Here is a 24,792-nt window from a genome sequence, read left to right as displayed (position 1 = left end):
TGCCATATTCACCGGGCGGAGAGCGAAGGTGATCTTGAAGAAAGCCAAGGCCGATAGAATTACACTTCAAGGATCCAGCCAATGACCAAAATTGCCACCAAAGGTGGTGCCCCATCCTTAAAAGACCTGTTACCGAAGGCGGCTCAGCCTGTCGCTCATCGGAGCGTCGGCGAGCATGAGAACCATACGTTTCTGTTAGGGAGTGTTGTAATCTTGGGTATGAATTTGACGACGTTCACGATGGCCCATGTGATCATCAGCTTGGTTGCAATCGTGGCGGGCCTGGTCGTGATGTTTGGGATGCTCGGCTCGAGGCAGATGCCGGGTCTTACTTGGACCTTCCTTGCTTTCACTATTCTTGCGAGCGCTTCAGGATTCCTGATTCCGCCGCTGCTGTTCGACAAGCTACTGCCGTCGCACATAATCGGCATTCTCTCTCTGGTTCTGTTGGCAATCGCCTGCTTTGCGCGCTACAGAAAGAGGCAAACCGGTGCTTGGCGCTGGATCTACGCGCTATCCGCGCTTGTCTCGCTCTATCTCAACGTATTCGTGTTCGTGATCCAGTCCTTCCTGAAAGTGCCGGCATTGCACGCGCTGGCGCCAAGCGTGCCGCCGGCCGAGCTGCCGTTCATTGTCGTCCAGGGTATCGTTCTCGCATTCTTTGTCGTCGTCATTATCGGCGTGATACGGCGATACCGGGTGACGCCGACCGCTTAGCGGCACGCAGCCCTCTCCGTCGGTAAGAGTGGGGGCGCGGACGCCACCGGCTGCTGATCGGCAGGATGGAGGCGGTCGATTGCAACGCTCAATCCGGTGGACCTGACGGGCCCCATCCGGAAAATCGCCCGCGATAACAGTCCCGGTTCTTAGCTTCTTAGAACGACGCAGTTTGAAATCGTTCTTATGCAGCCCAGAGCAGATGCCAACATGCCGAGCACGACGGCCGTGCCCCTACCTTACGTCTCACTTTTCGGGCCGCCGTGAATTTCGCGACGCCACGCGCGCCAACCATAGTTGAAAATACGCGCGTAAAGTGGCTTTGATTAGCAAACCCGGCCGCTATTGCGACTTCAGCGAGTGATAGGCTACGGACACTCAGCAACTGCTTGGCCGCGCTGATGCGTTGGCGAAGTAACCATTGATGCGGTGGCAGGCCGATGGTCGCCCGAAACGCTCGCGAAAAATGGCTGGCCGAAATGCCCCAATCAGCTGCGATTTCTTGCAACGTAAGTTTGCCGCTGAGATCAGCTTCGAGCTTTTCGCAGGCCCGCTTTGCCTGCCAGGGAGCGAGGCCTCCGCTTAAGGGGGCAGCATTGCGCAGTTGTCCATGCGACTGAGCGACGTGTGCCGTGAACGCCAGCATCATGTGGTCGACGAAAAGCTGGTTCGCCTCGAATGGTCGACGCAAGCCCTTCAAGAGCGACGCACCGATGTGGTGCACGGCCTCATCGCAAAATCCGTTACCAAACTGACAATCGAGTTGTCCGACACGCCACGCTCCGTACTGCTCTGCAATCCCATTCAGCGCCGCGGCAGGCACATAAAAATGAAGGGAGTGATGCGGTTTATCGATCACAAAGCGAGGATCGCACTTCATGTCGTACAAATATGTCGTGTCTGGCCGGATATCGATCTTTGTGACACACCGGCCGTGCTCCGAGTATTCGCAGGCAGAATATTCGCGAAGTTTCAGGCTAACGATGTAGGCGTCCTCGAGCGGAAATCGTCCGCAGAGGCCATGAATCGGATTGTCATCGCGAGTTTCGGTGGCGGTAATCTCAGCGCCACGCAGGGATCGCGTGATCAGCGACGACGGTGTATAGCGAAGGTGCAGAAGGTCTCTATACTTCTGACCGTCAAAGCCGGTCTGTGCGATATGGGTCGACCAATCGGATAACGCGGAAGGGCAGATTGAGTTCTAGTTGCTGTCCGCCATGTAATTATTGCTGATCAGCGCGCCGCCGTCCAGCGCGCCGATCGGTAGATCGGTCGAGCGAACTCTACTTTAAGTCGGCCGTCCTTGTCGCGCTAAGGCACGCGATGGTCGAGAGGCAACCGCGCGGCTAGGGTGATCGCAAAAGCGCCTCAATCGAGTTGCTGCGCGACGTTAAGCAGCTTCTCTCTCAACCACCTGTGTCCCGGATCGGTTGTATGGCGCGGGTGCCAGTACATGGCCTCGTGGATGTCCGGAACGGGTATAGGTGACTCCAGCAGCTTGATATCTATCGTGCCAATCAGTCTTCTGGCCGCGCGTTCGAGCACGAGACTGACGAGCCGCGTCCCCTTGATCAGAAACGGGTTCAACAGAAAGCTCTCGACCGTCACCTCGATCCGGCGCTGAATGCCGGTATCGGCAAGATGTTGATCGGCGAGGTTCAGCTGCCGATCGTCTCCGATGCCGTAGACGAGGTGCGGAAGTTCTAGAAACTGCTTCTCGGTCAACGTGTCGTCTTTGACGTCGGGGTGATTTGCATCGACGGCGCAAAGCCAGCGATCGCGCAGCAGCGAGGCCGTCGGATAGTCGTTCGGTCCGAAGAGTTCGATCGGCTCGATGACAATGTCTGCCTGGCTCGTCTGTAGCACGCGTGCGGCGTCGCGAGCCCGAGGCAGCAGATGGATCGTCACATTCGGAGCTTCGTTGGCGACCATCCTGACGAGCGGCGTGAGCAGCACCAACCCCGCATAGTCGGACGCACTGATCGAGAACGTCCGGACGTCGGTCGCCGGATCGAATCCAGGACGACGCAGCAGGATCTGTTCGACCTTGCCAAGAGACTCCTTCAGAGGAACGATCAAGTCCTCCGCATTCCGCGTGAGAGCCAGATCACGCCCAACGCGCACGAGCAATGGGTCGTGGAAGACTTCGCGGAGTCGCGCGAGCGCCGCGCTCATCGCCGACTGGCTGAGGCCAATGCGCTGGCCGGCCCGGCTCACGTTGCGCTCGGTGAGGAGCGCGTCGAGTATCACGAGCAGGTTGAGGTCGATATTTCGTAGGTTCACCCCGGGTCTCCCGATGGACGAGACTGCAAACCGTAACAATTTGCATCGCCTTGCACTATCGGAATGAGGTCGCTTTAGCGCGTTCGGAGCGGCGATATCGCTCATATTGCGGTTGCGAAATGCTGCCGCAATTGCGTTGCTATGTCCGCGCGCCCCTTGCTTCCCGCATGGCGTCTCAACGAGCATAAGGCGGATGAATCGATGCGGCGGATAGTTGGAATATTTATTATCGATTAGACGGCGGGTACGCGCGCCACTTAGCCTCTGCGACATAGGTAAGTCGCAACGAGGCGCACCATGAAGAACAACTCGGAATTTGGAAACGACCTCGGAGTTTCGCCCTCGCGGACGATTACGGATGCGGCGGCGTTCCGGGCAGCGATGCGGCACTTCGTCGGAAGCGTCAGCGTCGTAACAACCTGGCATGGCGACAGACCCTGGGGGATGACGATCAACTCGTTCACCTCGGTCTGCACCGAGCCGCCGACGATACTGATCTGCCTAAACAATAAGACCGTGACCGCCACGCACGTGCGGGAAGGCGGGCGCTTCGCGGTGAATCTCCTCACTCAAGACCAGCTTCACCTATCGGAGCTCTGCTCGCGACCTCACGTCGACAAGTTCATTGACGAGTACATCCTACTGCCGGACGACTTTTCCCGAGGAAACTGTGTTCCGCGGCTGCGCAAGGCGTCAATCGTGTTTGAATGTCGGGCAGTCGAGCAGCTCGCGGTCGGAAGCCATCGCATCGCTATTGCCGAAATCGAAAGCATTCATGCCCCGGCTGCAGGCCCGCCGCTACTCTACGGACAGGGCCGCTACATGCTCGGCGTCGAATTGGAGGCGCGCGCATGATGTCCGTGTCGACCCCGAAAGAAGTCGTCAACTCGCTCTTCGATGCTTACGTCAGGCACGATCACCGTGCGATCCTCGCGCTCTATCACGACGATGCAACGCACGACGAGATCTCCCAACTCAAGACGAAGCAGGGTGCCGCCGAGATCGCGGTAGGCATGCAGAAGCTGTTCGGTTGGCTCCCGGACGTCCACTGGGAAGTGAAGTCCATGATCGTGGGGCGCGACGGAGCGATTGCCGTCTCCTACGTCATGCATGCGACCGCTCCGCGGAAGAACGGCGCGACTGAAGCCAAGACCATTTCGTTACGCGGCGTCCAACTCGTCGAAGTCGAAGACGGTCGGATACGCCACAGCGAGGACTACTGGGACGCAGCGACGTTCCAGCGACAAATTTCCTAGGAACCCCATGGAGGAGTGAACTATGAGAACCGGTGCTGAGTATCTTCAATCTCTGCGAGACGGTCGCCGCGTCTATGTCGGTGGCGAGCTGATCGAGGACGTGACCACGCATCCCATGACGAAAGGGTATGCGAATGCGATCGCCGAATACTACGATCTTCACCTCGACCCTAAGAATCAGGACATAGCAACCTTCGTCGACGAAAAGGGCAAGCGTCAGTCGATGCACTGGTTCCTTCCGCGGTCGAAGGAAGATGTAGTCAAGCGCCGCGAGTACTGCGATTTCCTCTGCCGTCATTTCAAGGGTGGTATCTTCACGCGGCCGCCAGCCGGCATGAATGTGGTTATGTTCACCCAGGTGGATGACCAGAAGCCCTGGTCTGACAATTCGCGCTTCAGCGGCAAGAAACGCGATCTCTCCGGCAATATTCAGCGTCAGTGGGAAGAGGTCACGTCTCAGGACCTGGCGATCTCGCCGATGTTCCTCGACGTCCAATTCGATCGCGGCCGTGACAATGCGATGGCCGAGACGCCAATGCTGAAGGTCATCGAAGAGCGCGACGATGGTATCCTCGTCCGCGGCTGGAAGGCAATCGGCACGTCCGTTCCGTTCGTCAATCACCTCCTTATCGGAAACCTGTGGCGCCCCGGCCAGACTGCCGAGCAGACCGTCTACGCGCTGGTGCCGATCGCTACCAAGGGCGTTTCGGTCGTAGCCCGCAAGTCGAACGCACAGCCGGACGCAGATCCGTACGATCGTCCGCTGGCAACCATCGGCGACGAGCTCGACGCGATGGTCTACTTCGATGACGTACTGATTCCGTGGGACCGCGTGCAGCATGTTGGCAACCCGGATCACGCGAAGTGGTATCCGCAGCGCCAATTCGACTGGGTGCATCTCGAGACCCAAATCCGTCACTGCGTCCACGCTGAACTGATGGTCGGTCTCGCTCTGCTTCTGACCCAGTCGTTGGGCACTAGCACCAACCCGGTCGTCGCGGCCCAGCTCGCCGAGCTCATCCGGTTCCGGGAGACTTGCCGGGCCTTCATGATCGCTGCCGAAGAGACGGGATTCGCGACGCCCGGGGGCCTGTTCAAACCGAACAACATCTACATCGATTTCGGCCGTGCCTACTATCTCGAGAACCAGGCCAAGATGGTGAACATGCTGATCGATTTCTGCGGTCGCGGCGTTGTTATTCAACCGTCGAAGCGCGAGATGGAAGATCCATACATCGGTCCAAAGCTCGCCGAGGCTCTCCGCGGCGCGGAGATCAGCGCCTACGATCGCATCAAGATCTTCCGTCAGATCAGTGAGCGGTTCCTGAGCGAATGGGGCAACCGCCACGAGATGTTCGAGAAGTTCAACGGCACGCCTCTCTACCTCATCAATCTACTTACGATGCAGCGAACCGAATATCAGGTCGATGGCCCGCTGACCGAACTGGCGCGGCAGGTTCTCGGTTTCGGCGACACGGCGGAACTCGGCAAGCGTGCTCAGGAGGCCGAGCAAAAATCCCACTACGCCAGTGTCCGCTTCCAGCCCGACTACGCCAAAGCCCAGGACGTTAAGAAGTCCTACATGAACGACGCGGCCGAGTAAGCCAAGCGTCACTCAAGACCGCGGAAGCCCCGACCGGCTTCCGCGGGCTCCCAGCTCCCTTGAAGGTAGATGATGCCACGCTTCACGTTTTCCGGCGTGCCGACACGCGCGTTGTTTGGCTCGCGGACCATCGAATCGATAAGCAGCGAGATCAATCGGTTGAACTTGACGCGAGCATTCATCGTTTGCGGTGCGTTCCAGCGGCGCGAAGGGAGGCTCGGTCATAGGCGTCGACATCGCTGAGCGAGCCGAGCTCGGAGAAGAGAAGATCGAGCGAGCCACGAAGCTCGCGATGAAGAACGCCTACTGGAATTCCCGCCCCTTCGACCACTCGTCGATTCGAGAGATTCTGCGTACGGCGTGTGACGGCCGTCCGCCGAACGCGATCCAGATAGACGACTACAGGATTTGAGAGATCTCACCAAAGAAGAAAAAGACGGGGAGCCATGCGAAACTTCGACGAAATCACGATCACCGACGCGGTCATCGACCGCCTTTCAGGCGCGAGCGACAAACGGACGGCTCAGGTCAGCGCCGCGCTGGTTCGACATTTGCATGCATTCGTCAGAGAGGTGCGGCCGACTTTCGAAGAATGGGAGAAGGGCATCGCGTTCCTGACCGATACCGGAAAAATGTGCAGTGACACCCGCCAGGAGTTCGTGCTCCTGTCAGACACGCTCGGTGTCTCGATGCTCGTGGACGCTATCAATCACGGAGCGGCCAATGGCGGCACTGAGTCGACTGTGCTTGGGCCCTTCTACGTAGAAGGGCCTCCCGAGAAGGAGCGCGGCGATGACATCTCTGGCGGTCTCGCAGGTGAGCCGCTGATCGTCACGGGAACGGTAAATGCTCCAGACGGCACGCCGATCAGGGGCGCCATTGTCGATGTCTGGCATTCGGACGGCGACGGCTACTACGACGTCCAGCAACTCGAGGAGACTGGTGGCCTAGCGATGAGGGCGAGGTTCTCGACGGATGGAGATGGGAAGTTCAGTTTCTGGAGCATTAAGCCGGCTGCATATCCAATTCCTCACGACGGCCCAGTCGGAGACATGCTGAAGAAGCAGGGGCGGCATCCGTGGCGCCCGGCGCACATCCACTTCATGATTTCGGCGTCCGGCTATCAGAAACTGGTGACGCACGTATTCGCAGAAGGCGACCAGTATCTCGACACCGACGTTGTCTTCGGCGTCAAGGACAGCTTGGTGCGGGAGTTCATCGAGATGCCGGAAGGGCAGGCGCCGGATGGCCTCCTCCGAAACTCGCGCTTCTTCCATCTGCACTACGACTTCGGCCTGCATTCATCGTGAGGTGGTCTTTGCGCGACGCCGCCCGTCAAACGTGTAGTGAATATGAAGTCATGCATCTGGCTGTGACGCGCTCATGAGGTGCATAAATGTTTAGTGGGTGCAGCGGCGACTTTACCTGCTCAATCGTCCGTTCGCGGCCTGCCGCGCCAAGCCTTAGGCCGACAGCGACCCTCCCCTTCAAATTCGAAGCGGATCCCAGCATCCTCCTGGCCGGTGAGCATGCGAGCGTGGCGCCACAGTGCGGCCTGTTGTAGCGAGACTGCGAGTTACGGCCTACTAGCAGGTAAAGCCTGCTCCAGGATCGAGTAGAGGATTTGGCTGTCCATCGCCGAAGTATCTGGAGGACCGCCGTCCTTCCCCGGAGTTGGTCGTCCCATATCCAAGATAAGTGTATTGGTGTCCTTGCGGCTTCCCGATAAGAACGTTCCCGCGCTGGGGGTGCTGACGCGCACCAGCTTCCATGCCGGTGTGACGTTATCCGTGACCGTCCGCTCCTGCAATGCAGAAGCTCGGTCGACATAAGCACATTTAAGTGGTACAAAGCCTCAGTCGATAAATTAAGTAAGTCATTGAAAATGCTGTAGTTTGTTTGGCGGATGTCCAGCCCGCCCCTGGGCACCATCCCCCTTGATGCTCCCATAGTCAGCAATCGCGCCGCACAGGCGCATAGCCCGAAGGGCGAAGCCGGATGGCTCGATCTCGCCCTTTGGCACCATTCTTCCCCGGCACAAGACCAACACGGCACAAGATCAATGCGATCTCGCGGGCGACTCCATTGTCCTTGATCGCGATCGGCCTGTTGCCGCCGCGCTTGCGGAGACCGCGCTCGATCAGCCCGACGCGCGGTCGCATCTGAGCCGGCGCGGTGACTCAGCGTTCCTCCTGCGGGACGCCGAGCGCCCGATCAGCTGCTCTTCTTGGTCGCGAGCTGCATCCGGGCGACCAGATTGGCCTTCTCGGAGAGCTGCTTCTTGGCCTCGAGCTGGTGCCGGCTGGTCAGCGCCGCCTTTTCCGCCAGCTGGCGCTTTGCCTCGAGTTGATGCTTGGCCACGGTGTCCGCCTTCGCAGCCAGCTGCTTCTTCGCTTCGAGCTGCATCGATGCTGTATCAGCCATTTCCGCACTCCTCCGCCAGGCTTGAGATATGGGTTTTGACGAACGCGATTTCTTCCTCGCTCAATCCTGAGAGCAGCCGCTCCGCGGTCAGGTCGCTCGCGGTCAGCTCGCAGTCCTTGGTCAGGCTCGGATCCTTTCCCTCGACGGCAAGATGTACCTGCTTCTCGAAGCCGGCCTGGCAAAGCTTGGACAGGGCGCAGGTGATGCAGGGGCTGCGATCACGCGACGCTTTCAGATATCCATTCTCCGCAATGCAGAACTCGTCGAAATCAGGACCGTCATAGGGAAATTTCGGATCAACGTTATGGTGCAGCGGCATGGCCCCTCCACTTGTGATCGCATTCGAAATCTACGTGCATATCGTCAATAATACAACCTGAATCTTGAACTGTCGGCGGTGGCGCCACGATTGCGTGCGGCGGGGCGCAGGCGCGACATGAAGCGTGAGCAATGGGAACCTGGATCGGCTTCGCCGGTTTGCCACGAGCCCGCTATGCTGTGCCGGTCAGGTTGGCTGAGCCGGATCATCGGAACGAGGTATGCTCAACTCAAGCCGGAGGTTGCGACATGACCAGGCGATTCAAGGTCGGCGATCACGTCAGATGGAATTCCGAGGCCGGCCGCGTCTCGGGCACCATCATCGCGGTTCACACGCGCGATTTCGACTACAAGGGGCACACGCACCGTGCCTCGGAGGCCGATCCGCAATACGAGATCAAGAGCGACAAGACCGATCACGTCGCGGCCCACAAGGGCAGCGCGCTGCATCATGCCTAGCAAGGGCGCGGCGCTGCCGTTCTTCACGATCGGCCATTCCAACCGCAGCCTCGAGGACTTCGTCGTCCTGCTCACCGCGGCCAGGATCGAGCGCGTCGTCGACATCAGGACGGTGCCGCGGTCGCGCACCAATCCGCAGTTCAACAAGGACACGCTGCCGAAGCCGCTTGAGGCCGCGGGCATCTCCTATGAGCATTTGGCCGATCTCGGCGGGCTCCGCGGCAAGGCGCGCGGCGTAGCGCCTTCGGTCAACGGGTTCTGGAGCAATGAGAGCTTTCACAACTACGCCGACTATGCGTTGTCGCCGCAGTTTCACGCGAGCCTGCAGCATCTGCGCGACGAGGGCCACGCGCAACGCTGCGCGATGATGTGCTCGGAAGCGGTGTGGTGGCGCTGCCACCGCCGCATCGTCGCCGACTATCTGATTGCGGCAGGCGAGACCGTCGTGCACATTATGGGCGACGGTCGCCTGGAGCCCGCGCGCCTGACCGAAGGTGCGGTCGTGCAGGGCGATCGGACGGTGGTCTATCCGGCCACGGGTGAACTGGACTTGTGAGCAGTAGTCCCCTCACTCCATGCTGCGCTTCCAGTAGCCGGTGCCGAGCTTGCCGGTGATCACGGCGGTCGCGTCGTGCACCTCGTAGGTGCCGGCATCACTGTAGTTTCTCATCCCCTTCAGCGCATGCAGCGTCCAGCGACCATTGGCGAAGGTGACGGTGCCTTCGTGGGATTGCGCCGAGCGGAACGGCTCGGCGTGGAATTTGTAGGTGCCGTCGGCCAGGATCTGCCAGATCCAGCGCGACTGGCCGCGGCCGCTTGCCACCATGAGCTGCCACGTGCCGACCAGCGCGGGATCGATGGCGCCGGCTGACGTTGCGGGCGGCGCCGGCAATGCGGGAGCCGCGGCCGCCGGCGCCGCGTTCGCCTGTTTTGCGCCCGCCGCATCGGCGGTGGGCTGTGCCGCCAGATAGATCGCCTTGCGCGACAGCGAGCCGTACACGAACGGCTGCTGCTCGTTGCGCGTCGCCTCCATCACGTCGTCGCGGACGTTGCGGAACATGAAGGTGACCTCGACGCCGGGCGTCTCGATGTTGCGCAGCAGCGCTGCGGCGAACGGGCTGTTGCGGCCGTCGCCGTCGAGCGCGGTGGTGCCGTCGCGCGCGGCATAGGCGACCAGCACGTTGCCGACCGGCTCGATGCGGCCGAGCCCGCTGGTTGTGGTGGCGCGGGTTGCGAGCGAGCGGCTCATCTTCGCCGCGAACGGATTGTTGCGGCAGGCGTCGAGGATGACGAGGCCGAGACTTCCGGTGTTGGAGACCTGTAGCATCACGCTCTGCAGGCTGATCGCTTCGTTCGCAGCGTCGGTGTCACGCTTCAGCTCGGCATCGACAGGGATCAGCCAGTTGTCGCCGTTGATCTCCATGCCGTGGCCGGCGAAGTACACCGCCGCCATGTCGGCACCGGCCGCCTCGCGCCCGAACGCGATCAGGCCGCGCCGCATGTCGTCGAAGCTTCCGTTCCTGACCAGCGTGACGGCGAAGCCGAGGCGCTTCAGCGCCGCGGCGATATCGCCGGCATCATTCGGTGGATTGGACAGCGCCGGCACGCTTCTATAGGCGCCGTTGCCGATCACCAGCGCCACCCGCCTGCCGTCGGCCGCGGCCGGCGCGAGGCCCGCGAGCATCGTGGCAACAGCCAGTCCCGAAACGAAGGCGCGGCGGTTCATGCTGGACCCGAGCGGAGATGATAGGTCCATGGTATCGCAGCTGGAGCGAGCCAGCCACGGAAATGGCGGCAGGCGTAGCCCGGATGAGCGTAGCGATATCCGGGGGAGAGTATTGGGTGCTGGCCCCGCATATCGCTGCGCTCATGCGGGCTACCGGCCGCGCGCGGTCAGGCCGCCTGCTTCGGCGTCCAGACGCCGGCCGGCACCGGCTCGGCGGGCAACAACCCGGAGCCGGCGGCGCCCGCGATCGACATCGTGATCTCGTGGATGTCCTGCACCGACCGCTGCATCGAGAAGCGCGGATAGAGCTCGCTCATCGTGGTGGCGGTTGCCGCCTGGGCCGCGGCGGGATCGGCCAGCACCGCCTCGACGGCCGCTGCGATGCTCGTCGTGTCCTGGGCGAAGCTGTAGCGGGCGAGCTGCGGCATCTCCGCGGCCGAGAAGCGATTGGCGTCGAACACCGGCACGGTGCCGGCGCCGAGCGCGAAGAACACCCGGTCATGCACCGACAGGTCGATATTGGGATTGAGCGAGACCGCGCCGAGATAGCCGCCCAGGCCCTCGCGCATCGCATCGAAGGTCATCGCGCCGAGCACGCGGGCCGGGCGTCCGGCAACATCGAGATCGCTCCAGCCGCCGCCGATGAAGTCGACCGGATAATCGGCGAGCACCGCGCCCACTTCGCGGGTGCGCACGCCTCGCGTGTAGTTGTCGAGCCGGGTCAGGATCACGTTGAACAGGTCGCCGCCCGGCTTCAGATAGACCAGATGCCGCTCGGCGACGTCGACGATGATTTTGGGGAACGCGCCGCAGGTCTTGCCGCGCGCCTCGGCGATCGCGTCGAACAGCAATGCGAACAGTTTTGGCGGCATCGTCTTGCGCCAGCCGCGCTCGAGCCCCAGCGGATTCCACCCTGATTTGGCGAAGATCAGCCGGCCGTTGCGCCGCTCGGGCGGCAGGCCGCCGAAGAAGCCGGGATCGGGGATGCCCATATGGGTCGCGAACACGCTGCCGTTGGCGCCGAGGTGATCGCGGTTGAACGTGGCATGGTCCGGAAACACATAGCCATGCGCAGTGTAGCGGCTCTCCAGCCCGTGCCGCTTGGCGAAGTAGCAGGGGTGGTCGCAGAACCAGGTGAAGACCGGGATCTGGGCGACGTCCCAGAACAGCCTTCCGTCCTTGGTGTGGATATCGAGCCCGATGCCGGAGAAGCCGAGCGCCATCGTCTCGGTCCGCCGCGGCAGCAGGGCGTTGAGGCGGGCCGAGAAATCCGGCGCCAGCAGATCGAGCATCTTGACCTCGTGCCCGAGCCGGTCGAGCTCGGCGGCGGCCATCGCGAGGATGCCGCGCAGCGAATCATAGGTCGTGTTGCTGGAATACAGGACGCAGATTACGGACATCGGGCCCCCGCGCGTGATGCTGTTGCTGCGCGCGCGGCCAAATCCAGCGCTTCGCATGCTGTCAGTTGAACGGTTGAGCAGGCGGTTCCGGGCTCGGAATTATCGCGCCCTTAACCAAATTCTTCGCCGGAAGTCGGCCACAGCGCCGTTGAAGCTCCGTCGGGATGTCGCGGCGGACGGCCGCCCGGGCCCGCGCGGGGCGGGGGCCACATGCAGCTTGAGAGTTTCGACGTCGTCGTGGTGGGCGCGGGCTTCTTCGGCGCCGTGATCGCCGAGCAGGTGGCGAACAGGCTCGGCAAAAGTGTCTGCGTGCTCGACCGCCGGCCGCATATCGGCGGCAACGCCTATTCGGAGGTCGACCCCGACAGCGGCGTCGAGGTGCACCGCTACGGTACGCATATCTTCCACACCAATTCCGAGACCGTCTGGCGTTATCTGCACCGCTTTACCGAATTCACGGACTACCGTCATCGCGTCTTCACGGTGGCAAAGGACCGCGTCTATTCGATGCCGATCAACCTCGCGACGGTGTGCGCCGCGTTCGGCCGCATCATGTCGCCGGATGAGGCGCGCGCGGTGATCGCGGCGGAAGCAGCGGCGCATGGCGCGGCTGGCATCGGCAATCTCGAGGACAAGGCGATCGCCTCGGTCGGCCGCACGCTCTACGATCTCCTGATCCGCGGCTATACCCAGAAGCAGTGGCAGACCGATCCGCGCGAGCTGTCGGCCGACATCATCGGCCGCCTGCCGGTGCGCTTCACCTTCGACGATCGCTATTTCGCCGACCGCTACGAGGGCATGCCGGCCAGTGGCTACACCGCGATCTTCCGCCGGATGCTCGAGCACGCAAAAATCGCGGTCGAGCTCGGCGTCGACTATTTCGACATCGCCGACCGCATTCATCCGCGCCAGCTCGTGATCTACACCGGACCGATCGACCGTTTCTTCGGCTATGCCTGCGGCCATCTCGGCTGGCGCACCGTCGACTTCGCGCGCGAGGTGCACGATGTCGCCGATTTCCAGGGCGCCGCCGTCATCAACTATGCCGATGCCGAGGTGCCGTTCACCCGGATCCACGAGTTCAGGCATCTGCATCCGGAGCGCGCGCATGCCGGGGCGCGGACCACGATCTACCGCGAATATTCCCGCTCCGCCGGCCGCAACGACGAGCCGTACTATCCGATCAACACGGCCGCCGACCGCGCCATGCTGGCGTCCTATCACGCCATGACGGCGTCGCATCCGAACGTCATCTTCGGCGGCCGGCTCGGCTCCTACAAATATCTCGACATGCACCAGGCGATCGGCGCCGCATTGAAGACGTTCGAGCACGAGGTTGAGCCGTTCTTCGCGGGCGGAGACATCCGCACGGGCGGCAGCGCCGCGCGCCGCCACGCTTTGTCGTCGCCCTTGCCGGCGTGATCAATTCCTGCCGAAGCGGGGCGGCAAAATAGCGATACCAATCGCCCGCCGAGCTGCGCAAATATTATCGCGAGAACATGCAGGACATCGTTTACGGCGCGATGGTGAAATAAGCCGCATCGCTGCGGCTTCGATCTTCACCACCTGAGGAACAGCAAAAAGGCCCGTCGCTCAAGCCGAGCGACGGGCCTCACATTTGCGCGGCTACCACCGCCGGTAGACGCCGGTCAGCGTGCCGTTGTTGTTCCCTTCAGGACCAACGTCGCCCTGTGTCGAACTCGGCGTCGGGTGGTTGGTGCCGTTCATCGCGCCATACCAGCCCGGTTCCGCCTGATTATACGTCACATACGGTTGCGCACCGTAGCGTGGGCCGCCGTAGTACCGTGCATCGGGGCTCCCATACGGATAATAGCCCTGTGCGAATGCACCTGCTGTCGTTGCGATCAGCGATGCTGCGGCCAGGGCCAGGATCTTGGTGTTCCGTTGCATTGATACACTCCTTGCTGGTGTCGCGACCAACGACCGCCATGGAGCGGTGTTCCTGGATCTGCCATGCAGCTCATGAGGGTGCATTTGCGCGAGAATGGCATCAGGTTTTGGTGAGCGGGCTTGCGCCGCACGATCGAGCGTCGTTCCGCCGGCAACGCTAGAGTACGCTGATTTTCGCCAGGACCTGGCGCTGCCACGCCTCGCGATCCGGGTCGCTCAGATGAGCCTTGGCGCGTTCGCGAATGTCGGACGACGGTGGCGTTCGCCCGGGAGCGAACTGCCACTGCATCGCGGTGTACAGCAGGGATATGCTCCGATCGGATAACGGAATGAACGCGAGGTCGAACAGAGGGCCGTCTGCATCGGGAAGCGGCTTTTGATCGTTCGGCGGGAGCAGATTCATCCCGAGCAGCGCAAGCTCGATGCGACGAGGCTCGCGACTGGTCAGCAGGGACAGGATGTGGCGTTTCATGATGTCGGGATCCTGCGGCCCCTGAATTCGCATCACCGCTTCCCACGCGGTCTGTACGATGAAGGCCATTGGCATATCCCTGCTGCCGGGAACGATGTCCTTGCGGTCGAGATGGCTTTCAATCTCGCCAAGCACCTGGTCGAGCGGGAACGGGTCCGCAGGGTTGAGCAGCAAGTCGGCCGGCATGTTGATGGCGTTGGCCAGAAAGGAGTCTTCGTCGAGCGGCGGGCCTGCATCCAGCTTTTGCGGGCGCTTGCCGAACAGCAGCATCAGGCCCGACATCTCCTGACCCATGTATCCGACCATATGGCGGGCCAGCAGCCGGTCCTTGCCGTCTACGCGTTCAAAGCTCTCATAGACCGTTCCCCGGAACGACTTTGGCAGATCAGCGGCCGGCCAATAGCGCGGATCGGGCGTGCGCACGCGCACGATGAGCCCATCATCGAAATCGGCGATGGTCTGCCGGGTTGCGCATTTGCCGGGATATCCGAGCCGCAGGAACTCCAGTGTAAGCCCCATATTCTCCGTGGCGCGACAGATCTCGCCATCAGCTCCCGTGTAGACTGTCCAGTGCTTGTTGCGCGCGTCGCCGGAGCTCAGCGCGATCGCGTGGCTGGAGGTGGCGAGCACCTTGATGCAGTTGGTGGCGCACTTGTCGCCAAGGCGCCAGCCGTCGACGGGTAGAAGGCGATGATTGGCCTCGATCGGTGCGGATGTCGTGCTGGTCAGTCCTGCAACGACATCTTCCTTCCGTTGAAGCTCCCATGTTGACGTCGCATAGGTGGCCGCTGCGGCAATCGCCGGCCCGAGCACGAATCCATAGCGCCCCTTCGCAAGTCCGTAGATCGGGACGGCAAGAAACGGAGCGGCGATGCACCCGATGAACAGGGCGAGCAGCAGCGGCACGAACGCCACCGCGAAGGCGCCGCCTTGGCCGCTTGCGCCGATGATCCCCCAGGCCGCCTCGGAAAGAATGAAGACCGCGACGGCGGACAGGAACGTGTCGACGACAAACGGGGCAGCGCGGTTCATCACGGGCATTTGAGCCAATGCATTGCAGCGGGTAGATCGCGGTTTCCGGTGTCGACCTTAGCACCGCTCTTGCGGCGCCTCACGCGAGTTCACGGCACGATTGCGCAGTGACGTTAATGCAATCTTGTCCGGCGGCGCGAGGTGGCGGGCCACGGCCTCAGAAAAAGCCCGTGCTTCGGAAAAGGAAGCCCGCCGACCGGGGCGGGCAAGGTCTCAGGGAGGAAAACGCTCTGACAAGGGAGCGTGCAGCCAGTGTCCTCGATTCGAGTGCGGCTGCGAAGATCGTATAACTACTGTCATCAGGGCCGGCATTATGCGAATGCTGCTTTGGGCCCGCGGCCGGCCGGCAAGGCCATGACAAGGCACAATAACAGGGCGCAGTAACAGGGGAAGTTCATGAGCACGTCTGGAGTTTTTGCCCGCGTCGTCGCGGCGATCGGGGCCGGCGCCGTGGCGTGGCGACGGATGCAGGGCGCCGAGCCCGCGCCCGCCTGGGGCAGCGCGCCGCAGATTCCGGCGGCGAAATCGCAGGGCGCGATCCCGACGCTGAAGATGCCGACCGCAAGGGGCTGGGACAAGGGCCAGCTTCCGACCGCTGCACCCGGACTCAAGGTCAACGCGTTTGCGACCGGGCTCGATCATCCGCGCTGGATCAATGTGCTGCCCAACGGCGACGTGCTGATCGCGGAGGCGACGCAGATCGCCGGCACCCCGCGCAGCGTCTTCCACTATGCGATGCAGGCAACGATGCGCCGCGCCGCAGCGCTCGGCGTCAGCGCCAACCGCATCACGCTGCTGCGCGACCGCGACGGCGACGGTGTCGCCGAAAGCCGCGGTGCCTTCATGGAAGGATTGCGCCAGCCGTTCGGCATGGCGCTGATCGGCGACACCTTCTATGTCGGCAACACCGACGGCGTGGTCGCGTATCCCTACACCGCGGGCGCCGATCGCATCACCGCGGAAGGGCGCAAGCTCGTCACCTTCAAGCCCGACGGGCACTGGACGCGCAGCCTGCTGCCGAGCGCCGACGGCAAGAAGCTCTATGCCGGCGTCGGCTCGCTCAGCAATATCGCCGAGAACGGCATGGCGGTCGAGGAAGGCCGTGCCGCGGTCTATGAGCTAGATCTTGCCGCCGGCACCAGCCGCATCTTCGCCGGCGGGCTGCGCAATCCGGTTGGGCTCGCATGGGAGCCGACCACCAATGTGCTGTGGACCGTCGTCAATGAGCGCGACGGCATCGGCGACGAGACGCCGCCCGACTATCTGACCTCGGTGCGCGACGGCGGCTTCTACGGCTGGCCCTATTGCTACTGGGGCAAGACGGTCGACGACCGCGTGCCGCAGGATCCGGCGATGGTCGCCAAGGCGATCCAGCCGGACTACGCGCTCGGCGGCCACACCGCCTCGCTCGGCCTGTGCTGGATGCCCAAGGGCACGTTGCCCGGTTTCCCTGACGGCATGGTGATCGGCCAGCACGGCTCGTGGAATCGCTCGACGCTATCAGGCTACAAGGTGGTGTTCGTGCCGTTCGAGAACGGCCGCCCCTCCGGTCCCGCGCGCGACATCCTGTCGGGCTTTCTCGCACCCGACGAGAAGGTGTCCTATGGCCGCCCGGTCGGCGTCGCGATCGGCCCCGACCGTTCGTTGCTGATGGCCGATGACGTCGGCAACGTGATCTGGCGCGTCACGGGCGCCTAGGCGACGAGGCCCGTCTCACACCGTCCTGATCTCGCCGCCGTCCATCCGCAGCACGGTGCCGGTCATCCAGCGCGCCGGCGGCGACACCGCGAACGCAATGAGCTCGGCGATCTCCTCTGGCGTGCCAAATCGCTTGATGCCGGCCTGCTTGAGGAAGCCGGCCTTGGCCGTGTCGACGTCGAGCTGCTTTGCTGCCGCGGCCTTCTCAAGCATTCCGAGTCGCCGTCCGGTCATCACGGCGCCGGGCGATACGCAGTTCACCTGCACGCCGTCGTCGATCCCGCGCTCGGCGAACGCCTTGGCAAGTGCCTCGATCGCGGCGTTGATCGTGCCGACCGCCGCCGCACCGGCGCGCGGCAGCACGGCCGCATTGCCCGAGGTGAAGATGACAGCACCTTGGGACGCCTTCAGCGCGTCCCAGGCGCGGATGGTCAGCCGCCTTGCGCCGTGGAACTTGAGCGCGAGGCCCGCGTCCCATTGCGCGTCGGTCATCTCGAACAGATCGAGCCCGGGCACAGCGCCGGCGATATTGACCAGCGCGTCGATGCGGCCGAAGCGGTCCAGCGTGGCCTTGACGATGTCGTCGGCTGCCGCCGGTGTTGCGAGGTCGAGGTCGAGCGCCAGCGGCGTGCCGCCGCCGGCTTCGATCTCTTGACTGGCTTCGCGCAGCTTCTCGCCGCTGCGCGCGACGAGGACGATTGTCGAGAAATCCCTGGCGAGCCGCAGCGCGGTCGCGCGTCCGATGCCGGAGCTTGCTCCGGTCACGATGGCGACGGGTCTGGTCATGGCCGTTTCCTTGCAGCCGACGTCAGCGAGCCAGGAATTCGCGGATGCTCTGCGCGATCTCGGCGGCATGCGTCTCGAGCGCGAAATGGCCGGTGTCGAGGAATTTGACGACGGCCTTCGGATTGTCGCGCCTGAAGGCTTCGGCACCCGGCGGCAGGAAGAACGGATCGTTCTTGCCCCACACCGCGAGGAACGGCGGCTGGTGGGTACGGAAGTAGTCCTGGAAGGCCGGGTAGAGCGCGACGTTGCTCTTGTAGTCGCCGAACAGGTCGAGCTGCACGTCATGCGCGCCGGGCCGCGCCATGTAGTAATTGTCGAGGTTCTGCCCGTCCGGCGACACCGCGGCCGGATCCGGCGTGCCGTGGGTGTACTGCCACCGCGTGGTGTCCGGCGTCAGGAAGGCGCGCAGCGCGTCGCGGTTCGCCCGTGACGGGTCCTGCCAATAGGCCTTGATCGGGGTCCAGCCGTCGCTGAGGCCCTCCTCATAGGCATTGCCGTTCTGCGAGATGATTGCGGTGATCCGCTCCGGATGCTTCGCCGCCAGGCGGAAGCCGGTCGGCGCGCCATAGTCGAACACATAGACCGCGAAGCGATCGAAGCCGATCACCTCGGTGAAGCGATCGATCACGGCGGCGATGTTGTCGAAGGTGTAAGCGAATTTGTCGCGCGGCGGCATGTCCGACTGGCCGAAGCCGGGCAGGTCGGGCGCCACGATGTGGAATTTGTCCGCGAGAAGCGGGATCAGATCGCGGAACATGTGTCCCGCGCTCGGGAAGCCGTGCAGCAGCAAAAGCTTCGGCGCGCCGGGCGATCCGGCCTCGCGATAGAACACGTTGAAGCCATCGACATCGGCGGTGCGATATTTGACGTGGGACATCTGTCACTCCTTGTGGTCGTGATGTGGTGGTGTGGTTTTGGAGCCTAGGATTTGATTTGCTTCGCGAGCCCGCTGATCGCTTCGGGCCTGAGGTAGAGCAGCAGCGCGCAGCACACGGTGGCGAAGCCGAGCAGTGGCATGAAGGGCGCGATCGCCGCGCCGGCCGCGAACACCAGCACGGCGAGCAGCGTGCGGCGTTGCGCCCATGTCCGCACGCGTTCGGAAACGATCGTCTGGTCGGCCTGCGCCAGCACGGCGCGCTCGAAAGCGAGATAGGCGAGGTCGATCAGGAGGAAGATCACCGCGTAGGCCACCACCGGCGCCGCGGCCATGTGCGACCGCGCGACCCAGGCGGTTGCGAAGGGCAGCAGCGAGACCGCGAACAGATGGACGAAGTTCAGCCAGATCAAGCGTGGTGTCGGCTGCCGCACCAGATGCAGCAAATGGTGATGATTGACCCAGATCACCGCGATGAACAGGTAGCTCGCCGCGTAGCTGATCGCGGTCGGCCACAGCGGCAGCAGGTCCGCAAATGCCACGCCTTCGGGCGGCTTCAGCTCCAGCACCATCACCGTGATGATGACGGCGATCACCGCATCGGAAAACGCACCGAGCCGGTCGGCCGAGAGTGGTTTGTCCTGCATGGCAGTGCTCCTGTCCTAGATCGCTGGAAAGGTCAGTGCTCTGTAACGCCGTGGATGGCTTCCCGGATGATGTCGGTGACCAGCTTCGGCGCTGTGACGATCGGGGTGTGATCGACGGCATGTGAACGCACGGTCGCCTGCATCCGCGCCGCCATGCTGCGCTGGGTCTCTGGCGCGATCATCCGGTCGTCCTCGGCGACCAGGAACCAGCTTGGAACGTCCTTCCACCGGGGACGGCCGACCGGCACGGTGATGCAGGCCGGCGAGATCGGCCGCTGCACGGCGGCGAGCACGGCGAGGTCCTCCGACCGCGCGCCCTGCGCGAAGGCCGAGGCGAAGGCGGACTCGGGCAGCCAGATCAGGCCATTGGCGTCGGGCGCAAGCTTCGGCGCGAACGGATGCGGCGGCAGGCGGTAGAACACGTCGGCGACGGTTTCGCCCTCGTCGGGCGCGAGTGCCGCGATATAGACCAAGCCCTTGACGCGCGGCGAGCGGGTCCCGGCGATCACGGCGCCGGCATAGGCATGGCCCGCCAGCACGACCGGTCCCTCGACGCGGTCCAGCGTGCGGTTCAACGCTGCGACGTCGTCGGCGAGCGAGGTCAGCGGCAGCGGCGCCGCCACCGCATTGATGCCCTCGGCATCCAGCGCCGCGATCACCCGCGCCCAGCTCGATCCGTCGGCCCATGCGCCATGGGCAAGCACCACGCTGACGTCCTTGTTCGACATTGTCCGCTCCTTGGTTTTCAAGTAACCTGTTAAAAGCTATTTGACAGGTTACGATGCTTATGATCCAATGTTCGTAACTTGTCAACAGGCATTAATCAGGTTATTTGCGGCAACCTCGAAAAGCCGCCAGGAGGCACTCGTGCAATCCCACCCGCCCGCGATGTTCATCGCCGACAGCCTGGGCCTCGATTTCATCAATTCGATCGCGACCCCGGTCGATACGCCGGTGGACTGGATCGCCGATGGCGATGGCCTGTTGCGCTGGCTCGCGCAGGCGAAGCTGGTGCCGTCAGACGTGCTCGACGCACTCAAAGCGCGCGCGACCCCGGGCGAACTCGACGATGTCGCCGGTCAGGCCCGCGATCTGCGCGAATGGTTCCGCGGCTTCGTCCGCAAGCATATGGGCCGGCCGCTGGCGTCGCGGGCGCTTGGGGAACTCGAGCCGTTGAACCGGCTGCTCGAAAGCGATGCGGCGTTCAGCAGGATCGTGCCGCATCGTCACGACGACCATGACGGCTTTGCGCTGGAACGCACGCGGCACTGGCGCTCGACGGAATCGCTGCTGCTGCCGATCGGCGAGGCGATGGCCAGGGTGGTCTGCGAGGAGAGCTTTTCCGACATCAAGGCGTGCGAGGGGCCGGCCTGCACGCTGATGTTTGCCGATCATACGCGTGCGCGGGCGCGCCGCTGGTGCAGCATGGCGATCTGCGGCAACCGCGCCAAGCAGGCCGCGCACCGCAGCCGGATGAAGGACAGGGGCTGAGACCAACAAACAAGCAACAGGAGACCAAAAATGGCACTTCCTCTGATCGTGTTCGACGTCAACGAGACCCTGCTCGACCTCGAGACCATGGAGCCGGTGTTTGGGCGCATCTTCAACGACAAGAGCGCGATGCGGCTGTGGTTTGCGAATTTCATCATGTATTCCGCCTCGCTCACCGTGGCGGGCTGCTACGTGCCGTTCACCGACATCGGCGCCGCGGTCATGAAGATGCTGGCCGACACGCGCGGCATCAAAATCGACGACAACGACAAGAGGGAGCTGACCGAGAAATTCTCCACCATGCCGCCGCATGCGGAAGTGCCGGCGGCGCTGCGCAAGCTGCGTGCGGCGGGCTTCCGCCTGTTCACGCTGACCGACAATCTCCTGGAGGTGCAGACCCGGCAGCTCACCAACGGCGGCATCGTCGACCTGTTCGAGCGGCGCTTCTCCGCCGACGGCGTCAAGCACCACAAGCCGTCGCGGCAGGCCTATGGCTATGTCGAGCAGGAGCTCGGGGCCAAGCCCTCGGAATTCTGCCTGATCGCCTGCCACACCTGGGACACGCTGGGCGCGGTCGCCGCCGGCTGGGAGGCCGCGCTGATCAAGCGGCCCGGCAATGATGTGCTCGGCGTCGGCCCGCAGCCGCAAGTGGTCGGCAATGATCTCAATGACGTCGCCGACCAGCTGATCCGCCGCTACGGCGCCAAAGGGTAACGGCTCCTGACGGATCGCTCCGCAACCCTATCGGGACCGATCGCTCGGAAGCGCCTAAAACCGGAATGAAATCCATAGCGGTTTTCAACCATGCCCCTTGAGCCTTCCTCAACTTCCCCGGCCGATGCTTCGCCGGCCGAAGGATCGGCAGGGATCGACAAGGAGCTTGAGCATGCCGACCAAGGGACGAGCGACCGCGACCAACGCCACCGCGCAGGCGCGCGAGGACATCCTTAACGCCCGCGCCATCAGCACGCTGGGCGCCGGCGTCGTCAGCGCGATGAGCGCGGTCGGCGCCGCCGTCATCAAGAAGAACAAGCCGGCGCTCGGCAAGAGTCCGGACTGGTTCTGGCACATGTTCGCGAAATGCGAGGCCAAGGCTGCGCGTGTCGCCGAGCAGGCCGCGCGCGATCCGGAGGCGTGCGGCGATGCCACCTTCATCGAGGTCTATGCCGCGCAACTGCCCAAGCTGCTGGCATCGGCACTCGAGAGCCATGACAAGGCGCTCAAGGCGAAGTGATCGAAAGCTGCCAAAACATCTTCAGCACATGCTCGGTGACAGGACCGGCGCGCGCTGCGACGGGGTGCGACCGCGTGTGATGCGTGTCACGGCAGGAGCAAGCGCCGCGCGCCATTGATAGCGCCATGAACGGGCGGTTCCCCGTCAATCATGGAGCTGAAGATGACGTCCTCTCTCGCAATCAGCACTTCCGATGACAGCCTTGCTCTGGTGCCGGAGCACGATCAGGCCGCCGCGTCCCTCGTCCCTGCCGCAGTCGATGTCAGCAGCGTGCCGCAGCGTCAGTTCTGGGAGACCGAGCACACCCGCCCGGATTTTCAGCCGTCCAACGACGCGGCGCCCGAACTCGTCGCCGCCACCGCGAACTATCTCGGCGAATGCATGCGGCATCCTTATCTGCCGGTCGCCGAGATCCGCGCGCGGCAGTTCGCCCGCATCAAGGAGCTGGTCGAGCTCGCCTACCGCGAGATTCCGGTCTACCGCGCCAAATATGATGCGGCGGGCTTCAAGCCGGAGCATCTGCGCGACTATGACGACATCCAGAAGATTCCCGTCATCACCAAGCCGGAGCTGGTCGCGGCCTTCCCGAACCAGTGCGTCAACAAGAAGTACAAGCCGGAAAACCTGTTTCCGACCCGCTCGTCGGGCTCGTCCGGGCAGACCCTGCTGATCCGCGTCGACTATGACGCCGTCATCACCGACACCATCCAGGGCGTCCGCCAGTTCGCGATGCAGAGCGGCGGCAACTACCGCGCCGAGGATCTGCTCGCCCATGTCTACACCGTGCCGTGGTGGTTCGATTCGATCGGTGGCGACTATCCGACCGCGTTCATCTCGAACCTGATCCCGCCGGCGCGCGTCGCCCAGCATCTGCGTTATCTCGGGCCGAAGATCCTGTCGCTCTATCCGTCGAGCCTCGATGCGCTGATGCCGCATGTCGACGAATTCCGTTCGTCGCTCAATCTCGCGGTGACGCATTCGGAATATTCCTCGCGCGCTGCGCGGGCGGAATGGTCGCGCCAGCTCGGCGTGCCCGTGCTCGACGAATATTCCTCGGAGGAAGCGACGCGGATCGCGCTCGAGATGCCTGGCGGCCAGTATCACGTGTGCGAGGACACGGTGCATCTCGATGTGCTCGATCCCCTCACGATGGAGCCGCAAGCTCCCGGCCAGTCCGGCATCGCCGTGATCACCAACCTGCTCAACGAGGCGATGCCGTTCATCCGCTACGTGCAGGGCGATTACATCACCCAGCCGGCCAATCCCGCGCCGTCGGATATCAACTGGTCGCAGATCGCCAGCATCGACGGAAGGCTCAACGACGCCTTCGTCAATCGCGACGGCCGCAAGGTTCCGGCCGGCAGCATTCTCGATGCGACCTATCGCTGGATGTTCGACTGCAACCTGCATCTGGCGCAGTTCGAGATCGTGCAGCGCGGCGTCGATCTGGTCGAGGCGCGCGTCGTGCTCGGCCAGGATACGCCGATGTCGCGGCTGCACGGCTCGGTCGCGCATCTGGAGGACCTGCTCGCGGCCTGCCTCGAGCATCCGGTTCGGGTGCAGGCCAACGCGCTGCTCGCGTTTCCGCCCAAGGTCGGCAAGCGCCGTCCGATCCGCCGCGAGTTCGACTAATCGCAGCAATGGAGGTGCGTGCCATGACACAGTCATTGAACCGCATCGCCGCCATGACGGCGCGCTATTACTACATCCTGCGCTCGTCATGGCTGCGGCTGCTCGAGATCGTCTACTGGCCGGCGATGCAGATGCTGGTGTGGGGTTTCCTCTACACCTACCTCTACGACAGCAAGTCGGCGATGGCCTCGACCGCCGGCCTGCTGCTCGGCGCCGTCCTGCTCTGGGATGTGCTGTTTCGCGGCCAGCTCGGCTTCACCTTCACCTTCCTGGAGGAGATCTGGTCGCGCAATCTCGCCAATCTGATGATGAGCCCGTTGCAGCCGTTCGAGCTTGCTGGCTCGCTGATGCTGATGAGCCTGATCCGGCTCGTGATCGGCACGCTGCCGGTGCTGCTGCTGACGTTGGTGTTGTTCGGCTTCAACCTCTTTGCGATGGGGCCCGGGCTGGTCGCGTTCTTCCTCAACCTCGTGCTGACCAGCTGGGCGATCGGGCTCGTCATAGCCGGCCTCGTGATCCGGCAGGGTTTTGGCGCCGAGAGCCTGGCCTATTCGATCATGATCGTGCTGCTGCCGCTGTGCTGCGTCTACTATCCGGTCGCGGCGCTGCCGCTCTGGCTGCAGCCGGTCGCCTGGTCGCTGACGCCGACCTACGTGTTCGAGGGCATGCGTGCCGTGCTGCTCGACGGCACCTTCCGCACTGACCTGATGATCGAATGCCTCGCACTCAATGCCGTCTATCTCGGCATCGGCTTCACCACATTCGTGGCCCTGTTGCAGAGCGCCCGCCACAAGGGCGGCCTGCTCACCATGGGCGAGTAAGGGGAGAC

27 protein-coding genes are annotated in these 24,792 nt (G+C 63.2%); 14 read left to right on the top strand and 13 right to left on the bottom strand.

What is annotated here, in order from left to right:
• Positions 1-219 precede the first annotated feature (219 nt).
• Entirely contained in the window at positions 220-717 is a 498-nt protein-coding gene (locus BI327_RS32660; protein ID WP_076865525.1) for a hypothetical protein, read from the top strand.
• Positions 718-901: 184 nt separating this feature from the next.
• Here BI327_RS32660 and BI327_RS32655 read toward each other — a convergent pair whose 3' ends face one another.
• Positions 902-1,597 carry a helix-turn-helix transcriptional regulator gene (locus BI327_RS32655; RefSeq protein WP_347337685.1) on the bottom strand — a complete coding sequence of 232 codons (696 nt, stop codon included), beginning with the start codon at positions 1,595-1,597 and terminating at the stop codon, positions 902-904.
• A gap of 488 nt (positions 1,598-2,085) precedes the next feature.
• The gene (locus BI327_RS32650) at positions 2,086-3,000 is read right to left on the bottom strand and encodes a LysR family transcriptional regulator (RefSeq protein ID WP_076865420.1); all 915 of its coding nucleotides are present in this window, start codon (positions 2,998-3,000) and stop codon (positions 2,086-2,088) included.
• A gap of 297 nt (positions 3,001-3,297) precedes the next feature.
• Here BI327_RS32650 and BI327_RS32645 point away from each other — a divergent pair, with 297 nt between their 5' ends.
• Genes BI327_RS32645 through BI327_RS32635 form a run of 3 tightly spaced genes read left to right on the top strand, consistent with a single transcriptional unit; the run spans position 3,298 to position 5,859 of the window.
• Positions 3,298-3,855, top strand: coding sequence for a flavin reductase family protein (locus BI327_RS32645; protein ID WP_076865419.1), 558 nt, complete (start codon positions 3,298-3,300; stop codon positions 3,853-3,855).
• Positions 3,852-4,256 (top strand): nuclear transport factor 2 family protein, encoded by a 405-nt coding sequence (locus BI327_RS32640; protein WP_076865418.1) that lies wholly within the window; start codon positions 3,852-3,854, stop codon positions 4,254-4,256. The genes BI327_RS32645 and BI327_RS32640 overlap by 4 nt, the downstream gene beginning before the upstream one ends.
• 22 nt (positions 4,257-4,278) lie before the next feature.
• The gene (locus BI327_RS32635; RefSeq protein WP_076865417.1) at positions 4,279-5,859 is read left to right on the top strand and encodes a 4-hydroxyphenylacetate 3-hydroxylase family protein; all 1,581 of its coding nucleotides are present in this window, start codon (positions 4,279-4,281) and stop codon (positions 5,857-5,859) included.
• An 8-nt stretch (positions 5,860-5,867) separates the two neighbouring features.
• Here the strand turns inward: BI327_RS32635 and BI327_RS42475 are convergent, their stop codons facing one another.
• Positions 5,868-6,041 carry a hypothetical protein gene (locus BI327_RS42475; RefSeq protein WP_159450499.1) on the bottom strand — a complete coding sequence of 58 codons (174 nt, stop codon included), beginning with the start codon at positions 6,039-6,041 and terminating at the stop codon, positions 5,868-5,870.
• Positions 6,042-6,305: 264 nt separating this feature from the next.
• Here BI327_RS42475 and BI327_RS32625 point away from each other — a divergent pair, with 264 nt between their 5' ends.
• The gene (locus BI327_RS32625) at positions 6,306-7,169 is read left to right on the top strand and encodes an intradiol ring-cleavage dioxygenase (RefSeq protein ID WP_076865415.1); all 864 of its coding nucleotides are present in this window, start codon (positions 6,306-6,308) and stop codon (positions 7,167-7,169) included.
• A 904-nt stretch (positions 7,170-8,073) separates the two neighbouring features.
• Here the strand turns inward: BI327_RS32625 and BI327_RS32615 are convergent.
• The gene (locus BI327_RS32615) at positions 8,074-8,283 is read right to left on the bottom strand and encodes a hypothetical protein (protein ID WP_076865413.1); all 210 of its coding nucleotides are present in this window, start codon (positions 8,281-8,283) and stop codon (positions 8,074-8,076) included.
• Positions 8,276-8,602: a hypothetical protein gene (locus BI327_RS32610; RefSeq protein ID WP_076865412.1), complete on the bottom strand. Its 327-nt coding sequence runs from the start codon at positions 8,600-8,602 to the stop codon at positions 8,276-8,278. Before BI327_RS32610 ends, BI327_RS32615 begins: the two co-directional genes overlap by 8 nt.
• 248 nt (positions 8,603-8,850) lie before the next feature.
• Between BI327_RS32610 and BI327_RS32605 the strand changes: the two genes are divergently transcribed.
• Together BI327_RS32605 and BI327_RS32600 are read left to right on the top strand one after the other, a co-directional pair.
• Entirely contained in the window at positions 8,851-9,060 is a 210-nt protein-coding gene (locus BI327_RS32605; RefSeq protein WP_076865411.1) for a hypervirulence associated TUDOR domain-containing protein, read from the top strand.
• Complete coding sequence (locus BI327_RS32600) at positions 9,053-9,616, top strand: DUF488 domain-containing protein (RefSeq protein WP_076865410.1); 564 nt, start codon at positions 9,053-9,055, stop codon at positions 9,614-9,616. Before BI327_RS32605 ends, BI327_RS32600 begins: the two co-directional genes overlap by 8 nt.
• Positions 9,617-9,628: 12 nt before the next feature.
• On the opposite strand, the gene BI327_RS32595 is transcribed toward BI327_RS32600, so the two are convergent.
• Entirely contained in the window at positions 9,629-10,816 is a 1,188-nt protein-coding gene (locus tag BI327_RS32595; protein ID WP_083742288.1) for a caspase family protein, read from the bottom strand.
• A gap of 137 nt (positions 10,817-10,953) precedes the next feature.
• Positions 10,954-12,186 (bottom strand): hypothetical protein, encoded by a 1,233-nt coding sequence (locus BI327_RS32590; RefSeq protein WP_076865408.1) that lies wholly within the window; start codon positions 12,184-12,186, stop codon positions 10,954-10,956.
• 210 nt (positions 12,187-12,396) lie between these two features.
• Between BI327_RS32590 and glf the strand changes: the two genes are divergently transcribed.
• Positions 12,397-13,608, top strand: a complete 1,212-nt coding sequence (glf, locus tag BI327_RS32585; protein ID WP_076865407.1) for a UDP-galactopyranose mutase — start codon at positions 12,397-12,399, stop codon at positions 13,606-13,608.
• Positions 13,609-13,812: 204 nt separating this feature from the next.
• On the opposite strand, the gene BI327_RS32580 is transcribed toward glf, so the two are convergent.
• Positions 13,813-14,097 carry a hypothetical protein gene (locus BI327_RS32580; RefSeq protein ID WP_076865406.1) on the bottom strand — a complete coding sequence of 95 codons (285 nt, stop codon included), beginning with the start codon at positions 14,095-14,097 and terminating at the stop codon, positions 13,813-13,815.
• A 157-nt stretch (positions 14,098-14,254) separates the two neighbouring features.
• Positions 14,255-15,601, bottom strand: a complete 1,347-nt coding sequence (locus BI327_RS32575) for a hypothetical protein (RefSeq protein WP_143271730.1) — start codon at positions 15,599-15,601, stop codon at positions 14,255-14,257.
• A gap of 396 nt (positions 15,602-15,997) precedes the next feature.
• Between BI327_RS32575 and BI327_RS32570 the strand changes: the two genes are divergently transcribed.
• Positions 15,998-17,299 carry a PQQ-dependent sugar dehydrogenase gene (locus tag BI327_RS32570; protein ID WP_076865404.1) on the top strand — a complete coding sequence of 434 codons (1,302 nt, stop codon included), beginning with the start codon at positions 15,998-16,000 and terminating at the stop codon, positions 17,297-17,299.
• 15 nt (positions 17,300-17,314) lie between these two features.
• Here the strand turns inward: BI327_RS32570 and BI327_RS32565 are convergent, their stop codons facing one another.
• From BI327_RS32565 to BI327_RS32550, 4 genes are read right to left on the bottom strand one after another with little or no spacing between them, the layout of a single operon-like run.
• Positions 17,315-18,085, bottom strand: a complete 771-nt coding sequence (locus BI327_RS32565) for an SDR family oxidoreductase (protein ID WP_076865403.1) — start codon at positions 18,083-18,085, stop codon at positions 17,315-17,317.
• A gap of 22 nt (positions 18,086-18,107) precedes the next feature.
• Positions 18,108-18,962, bottom strand: a complete 855-nt coding sequence (locus BI327_RS32560) for an alpha/beta fold hydrolase (protein ID WP_076865402.1) — start codon at positions 18,960-18,962, stop codon at positions 18,108-18,110.
• A 44-nt stretch (positions 18,963-19,006) separates the two neighbouring features.
• Positions 19,007-19,606 (bottom strand): TMEM175 family protein, encoded by a 600-nt coding sequence (locus BI327_RS32555; protein ID WP_076865401.1) that lies wholly within the window; start codon positions 19,604-19,606, stop codon positions 19,007-19,009.
• A 32-nt stretch (positions 19,607-19,638) separates the two neighbouring features.
• Positions 19,639-20,334: an alpha/beta fold hydrolase gene (locus BI327_RS32550; RefSeq protein WP_076865400.1), complete on the bottom strand. Its 696-nt coding sequence runs from the start codon at positions 20,332-20,334 to the stop codon at positions 19,639-19,641.
• Between the two features lie 160 nt (positions 20,335-20,494).
• Between BI327_RS32550 and BI327_RS32545 the strand changes: the two genes are divergently transcribed.
• The 5 genes from BI327_RS32545 to BI327_RS32525 all read left to right on the top strand — a co-directional run bounded on the left by BI327_RS32545 (position 20,495) and on the right by BI327_RS32525 (position 24,784).
• Positions 20,495-21,097: a CGNR zinc finger domain-containing protein gene (locus BI327_RS32545; RefSeq protein ID WP_076865399.1), complete on the top strand. Its 603-nt coding sequence runs from the start codon at positions 20,495-20,497 to the stop codon at positions 21,095-21,097.
• 30 nt (positions 21,098-21,127) lie between these two features.
• Positions 21,128-21,811 carry a haloacid dehalogenase type II gene (locus BI327_RS32540; protein ID WP_076865398.1) on the top strand — a complete coding sequence of 228 codons (684 nt, stop codon included), beginning with the start codon at positions 21,128-21,130 and terminating at the stop codon, positions 21,809-21,811.
• Between the two features lie 172 nt (positions 21,812-21,983).
• The gene (locus tag BI327_RS32535; RefSeq protein ID WP_076865397.1) at positions 21,984-22,331 is read left to right on the top strand and encodes a hypothetical protein; all 348 of its coding nucleotides are present in this window, start codon (positions 21,984-21,986) and stop codon (positions 22,329-22,331) included.
• 162 nt (positions 22,332-22,493) lie between these two features.
• Complete coding sequence (locus BI327_RS32530) at positions 22,494-23,963, top strand: phenylacetate--CoA ligase family protein (RefSeq protein WP_143271729.1); 1,470 nt, start codon at positions 22,494-22,496, stop codon at positions 23,961-23,963.
• A gap of 23 nt (positions 23,964-23,986) precedes the next feature.
• Positions 23,987-24,784 carry an ABC transporter permease gene (locus tag BI327_RS32525; protein ID WP_076865524.1) on the top strand — a complete coding sequence of 266 codons (798 nt, stop codon included), beginning with the start codon at positions 23,987-23,989 and terminating at the stop codon, positions 24,782-24,784.
• Positions 24,785-24,792: the final 8 nt, after the last annotated feature.

Origin of the sequence: Bradyrhizobium mercantei (assembly GCF_001982635.1) — a bacterium.
Classification (GTDB): Bacteria; Pseudomonadota; Alphaproteobacteria; order Rhizobiales; family Xanthobacteraceae; genus Bradyrhizobium; species Bradyrhizobium mercantei.
Note: the sequence above shows the minus strand (reverse complement) of the source record. Positions and strands in the feature narration are given on the sequence as shown.

Excerpts from the sequence above, each read along its gene's own strand:
- BI327_RS32660 (WP_076865525.1), top strand. The coding sequence starts at position 220 with ATGAATTTGACGACGTTCACGATGGCCCATGTGATCATCAGCTTGGTT.
- BI327_RS32655 (WP_347337685.1), bottom strand. The coding sequence starts at position 1,597 with ATGAAGTGCGATCCTCGCTTTGTGATCGATAAACCGCATCACTCCCTT.
- BI327_RS32645 (WP_076865419.1), top strand. The coding sequence starts at position 3,298 with ATGAAGAACAACTCGGAATTTGGAAACGACCTCGGAGTTTCGCCCTCG.
- BI327_RS32640 (WP_076865418.1), top strand. The coding sequence starts at position 3,852 with ATGATGTCCGTGTCGACCCCGAAAGAAGTCGTCAACTCGCTCTTCGAT.
- BI327_RS32635 (WP_076865417.1), top strand. The coding sequence starts at position 4,279 with ATGAGAACCGGTGCTGAGTATCTTCAATCTCTGCGAGACGGTCGCCGC.
- BI327_RS42475 (WP_159450499.1), bottom strand. The coding sequence starts at position 6,041 with ATGAATGCTCGCGTCAAGTTCAACCGATTGATCTCGCTGCTTATCGAT.
- BI327_RS32625 (WP_076865415.1), top strand. The coding sequence starts at position 6,306 with ATGCGAAACTTCGACGAAATCACGATCACCGACGCGGTCATCGACCGC.
- BI327_RS32615 (WP_076865413.1), bottom strand. The coding sequence starts at position 8,283 with ATGGCTGATACAGCATCGATGCAGCTCGAAGCGAAGAAGCAGCTGGCT.
- BI327_RS32610 (WP_076865412.1), bottom strand. The coding sequence starts at position 8,602 with ATGCCGCTGCACCATAACGTTGATCCGAAATTTCCCTATGACGGTCCT.
- BI327_RS32605 (WP_076865411.1), top strand. The coding sequence starts at position 8,851 with ATGACCAGGCGATTCAAGGTCGGCGATCACGTCAGATGGAATTCCGAG.
- BI327_RS32600 (WP_076865410.1), top strand. The coding sequence starts at position 9,053 with ATGCCTAGCAAGGGCGCGGCGCTGCCGTTCTTCACGATCGGCCATTCC.
- BI327_RS32595 (WP_083742288.1), bottom strand. The coding sequence starts at position 10,816 with ATGGACCTATCATCTCCGCTCGGGTCCAGCATGAACCGCCGCGCCTTC.
- BI327_RS32590 (WP_076865408.1), bottom strand. The coding sequence starts at position 12,186 with ATGTCCGTAATCTGCGTCCTGTATTCCAGCAACACGACCTATGATTCG.
- glf (WP_076865407.1), top strand. The coding sequence starts at position 12,397 with ATGCAGCTTGAGAGTTTCGACGTCGTCGTGGTGGGCGCGGGCTTCTTC.
- BI327_RS32580 (WP_076865406.1), bottom strand. The coding sequence starts at position 14,097 with ATGCAACGGAACACCAAGATCCTGGCCCTGGCCGCAGCATCGCTGATC.
- BI327_RS32575 (WP_143271730.1), bottom strand. The coding sequence starts at position 15,601 with ATGAACCGCGCTGCCCCGTTTGTCGTCGACACGTTCCTGTCCGCCGTC.
- BI327_RS32570 (WP_076865404.1), top strand. The coding sequence starts at position 15,998 with ATGAGCACGTCTGGAGTTTTTGCCCGCGTCGTCGCGGCGATCGGGGCC.
- BI327_RS32565 (WP_076865403.1), bottom strand. The coding sequence starts at position 18,085 with ATGACCAGACCCGTCGCCATCGTGACCGGAGCAAGCTCCGGCATCGGA.
- BI327_RS32560 (WP_076865402.1), bottom strand. The coding sequence starts at position 18,962 with ATGTCCCACGTCAAATATCGCACCGCCGATGTCGATGGCTTCAACGTG.
- BI327_RS32555 (WP_076865401.1), bottom strand. The coding sequence starts at position 19,606 with ATGCAGGACAAACCACTCTCGGCCGACCGGCTCGGTGCGTTTTCCGAT.
- BI327_RS32550 (WP_076865400.1), bottom strand. The coding sequence starts at position 20,334 with ATGTCGAACAAGGACGTCAGCGTGGTGCTTGCCCATGGCGCATGGGCC.
- BI327_RS32545 (WP_076865399.1), top strand. The coding sequence starts at position 20,495 with ATGTTCATCGCCGACAGCCTGGGCCTCGATTTCATCAATTCGATCGCG.
- BI327_RS32540 (WP_076865398.1), top strand. The coding sequence starts at position 21,128 with ATGGCACTTCCTCTGATCGTGTTCGACGTCAACGAGACCCTGCTCGAC.
- BI327_RS32535 (WP_076865397.1), top strand. The coding sequence starts at position 21,984 with ATGCCGACCAAGGGACGAGCGACCGCGACCAACGCCACCGCGCAGGCG.
- BI327_RS32530 (WP_143271729.1), top strand. The coding sequence starts at position 22,494 with ATGACGTCCTCTCTCGCAATCAGCACTTCCGATGACAGCCTTGCTCTG.
- BI327_RS32525 (WP_076865524.1), top strand. The coding sequence starts at position 23,987 with ATGACACAGTCATTGAACCGCATCGCCGCCATGACGGCGCGCTATTAC.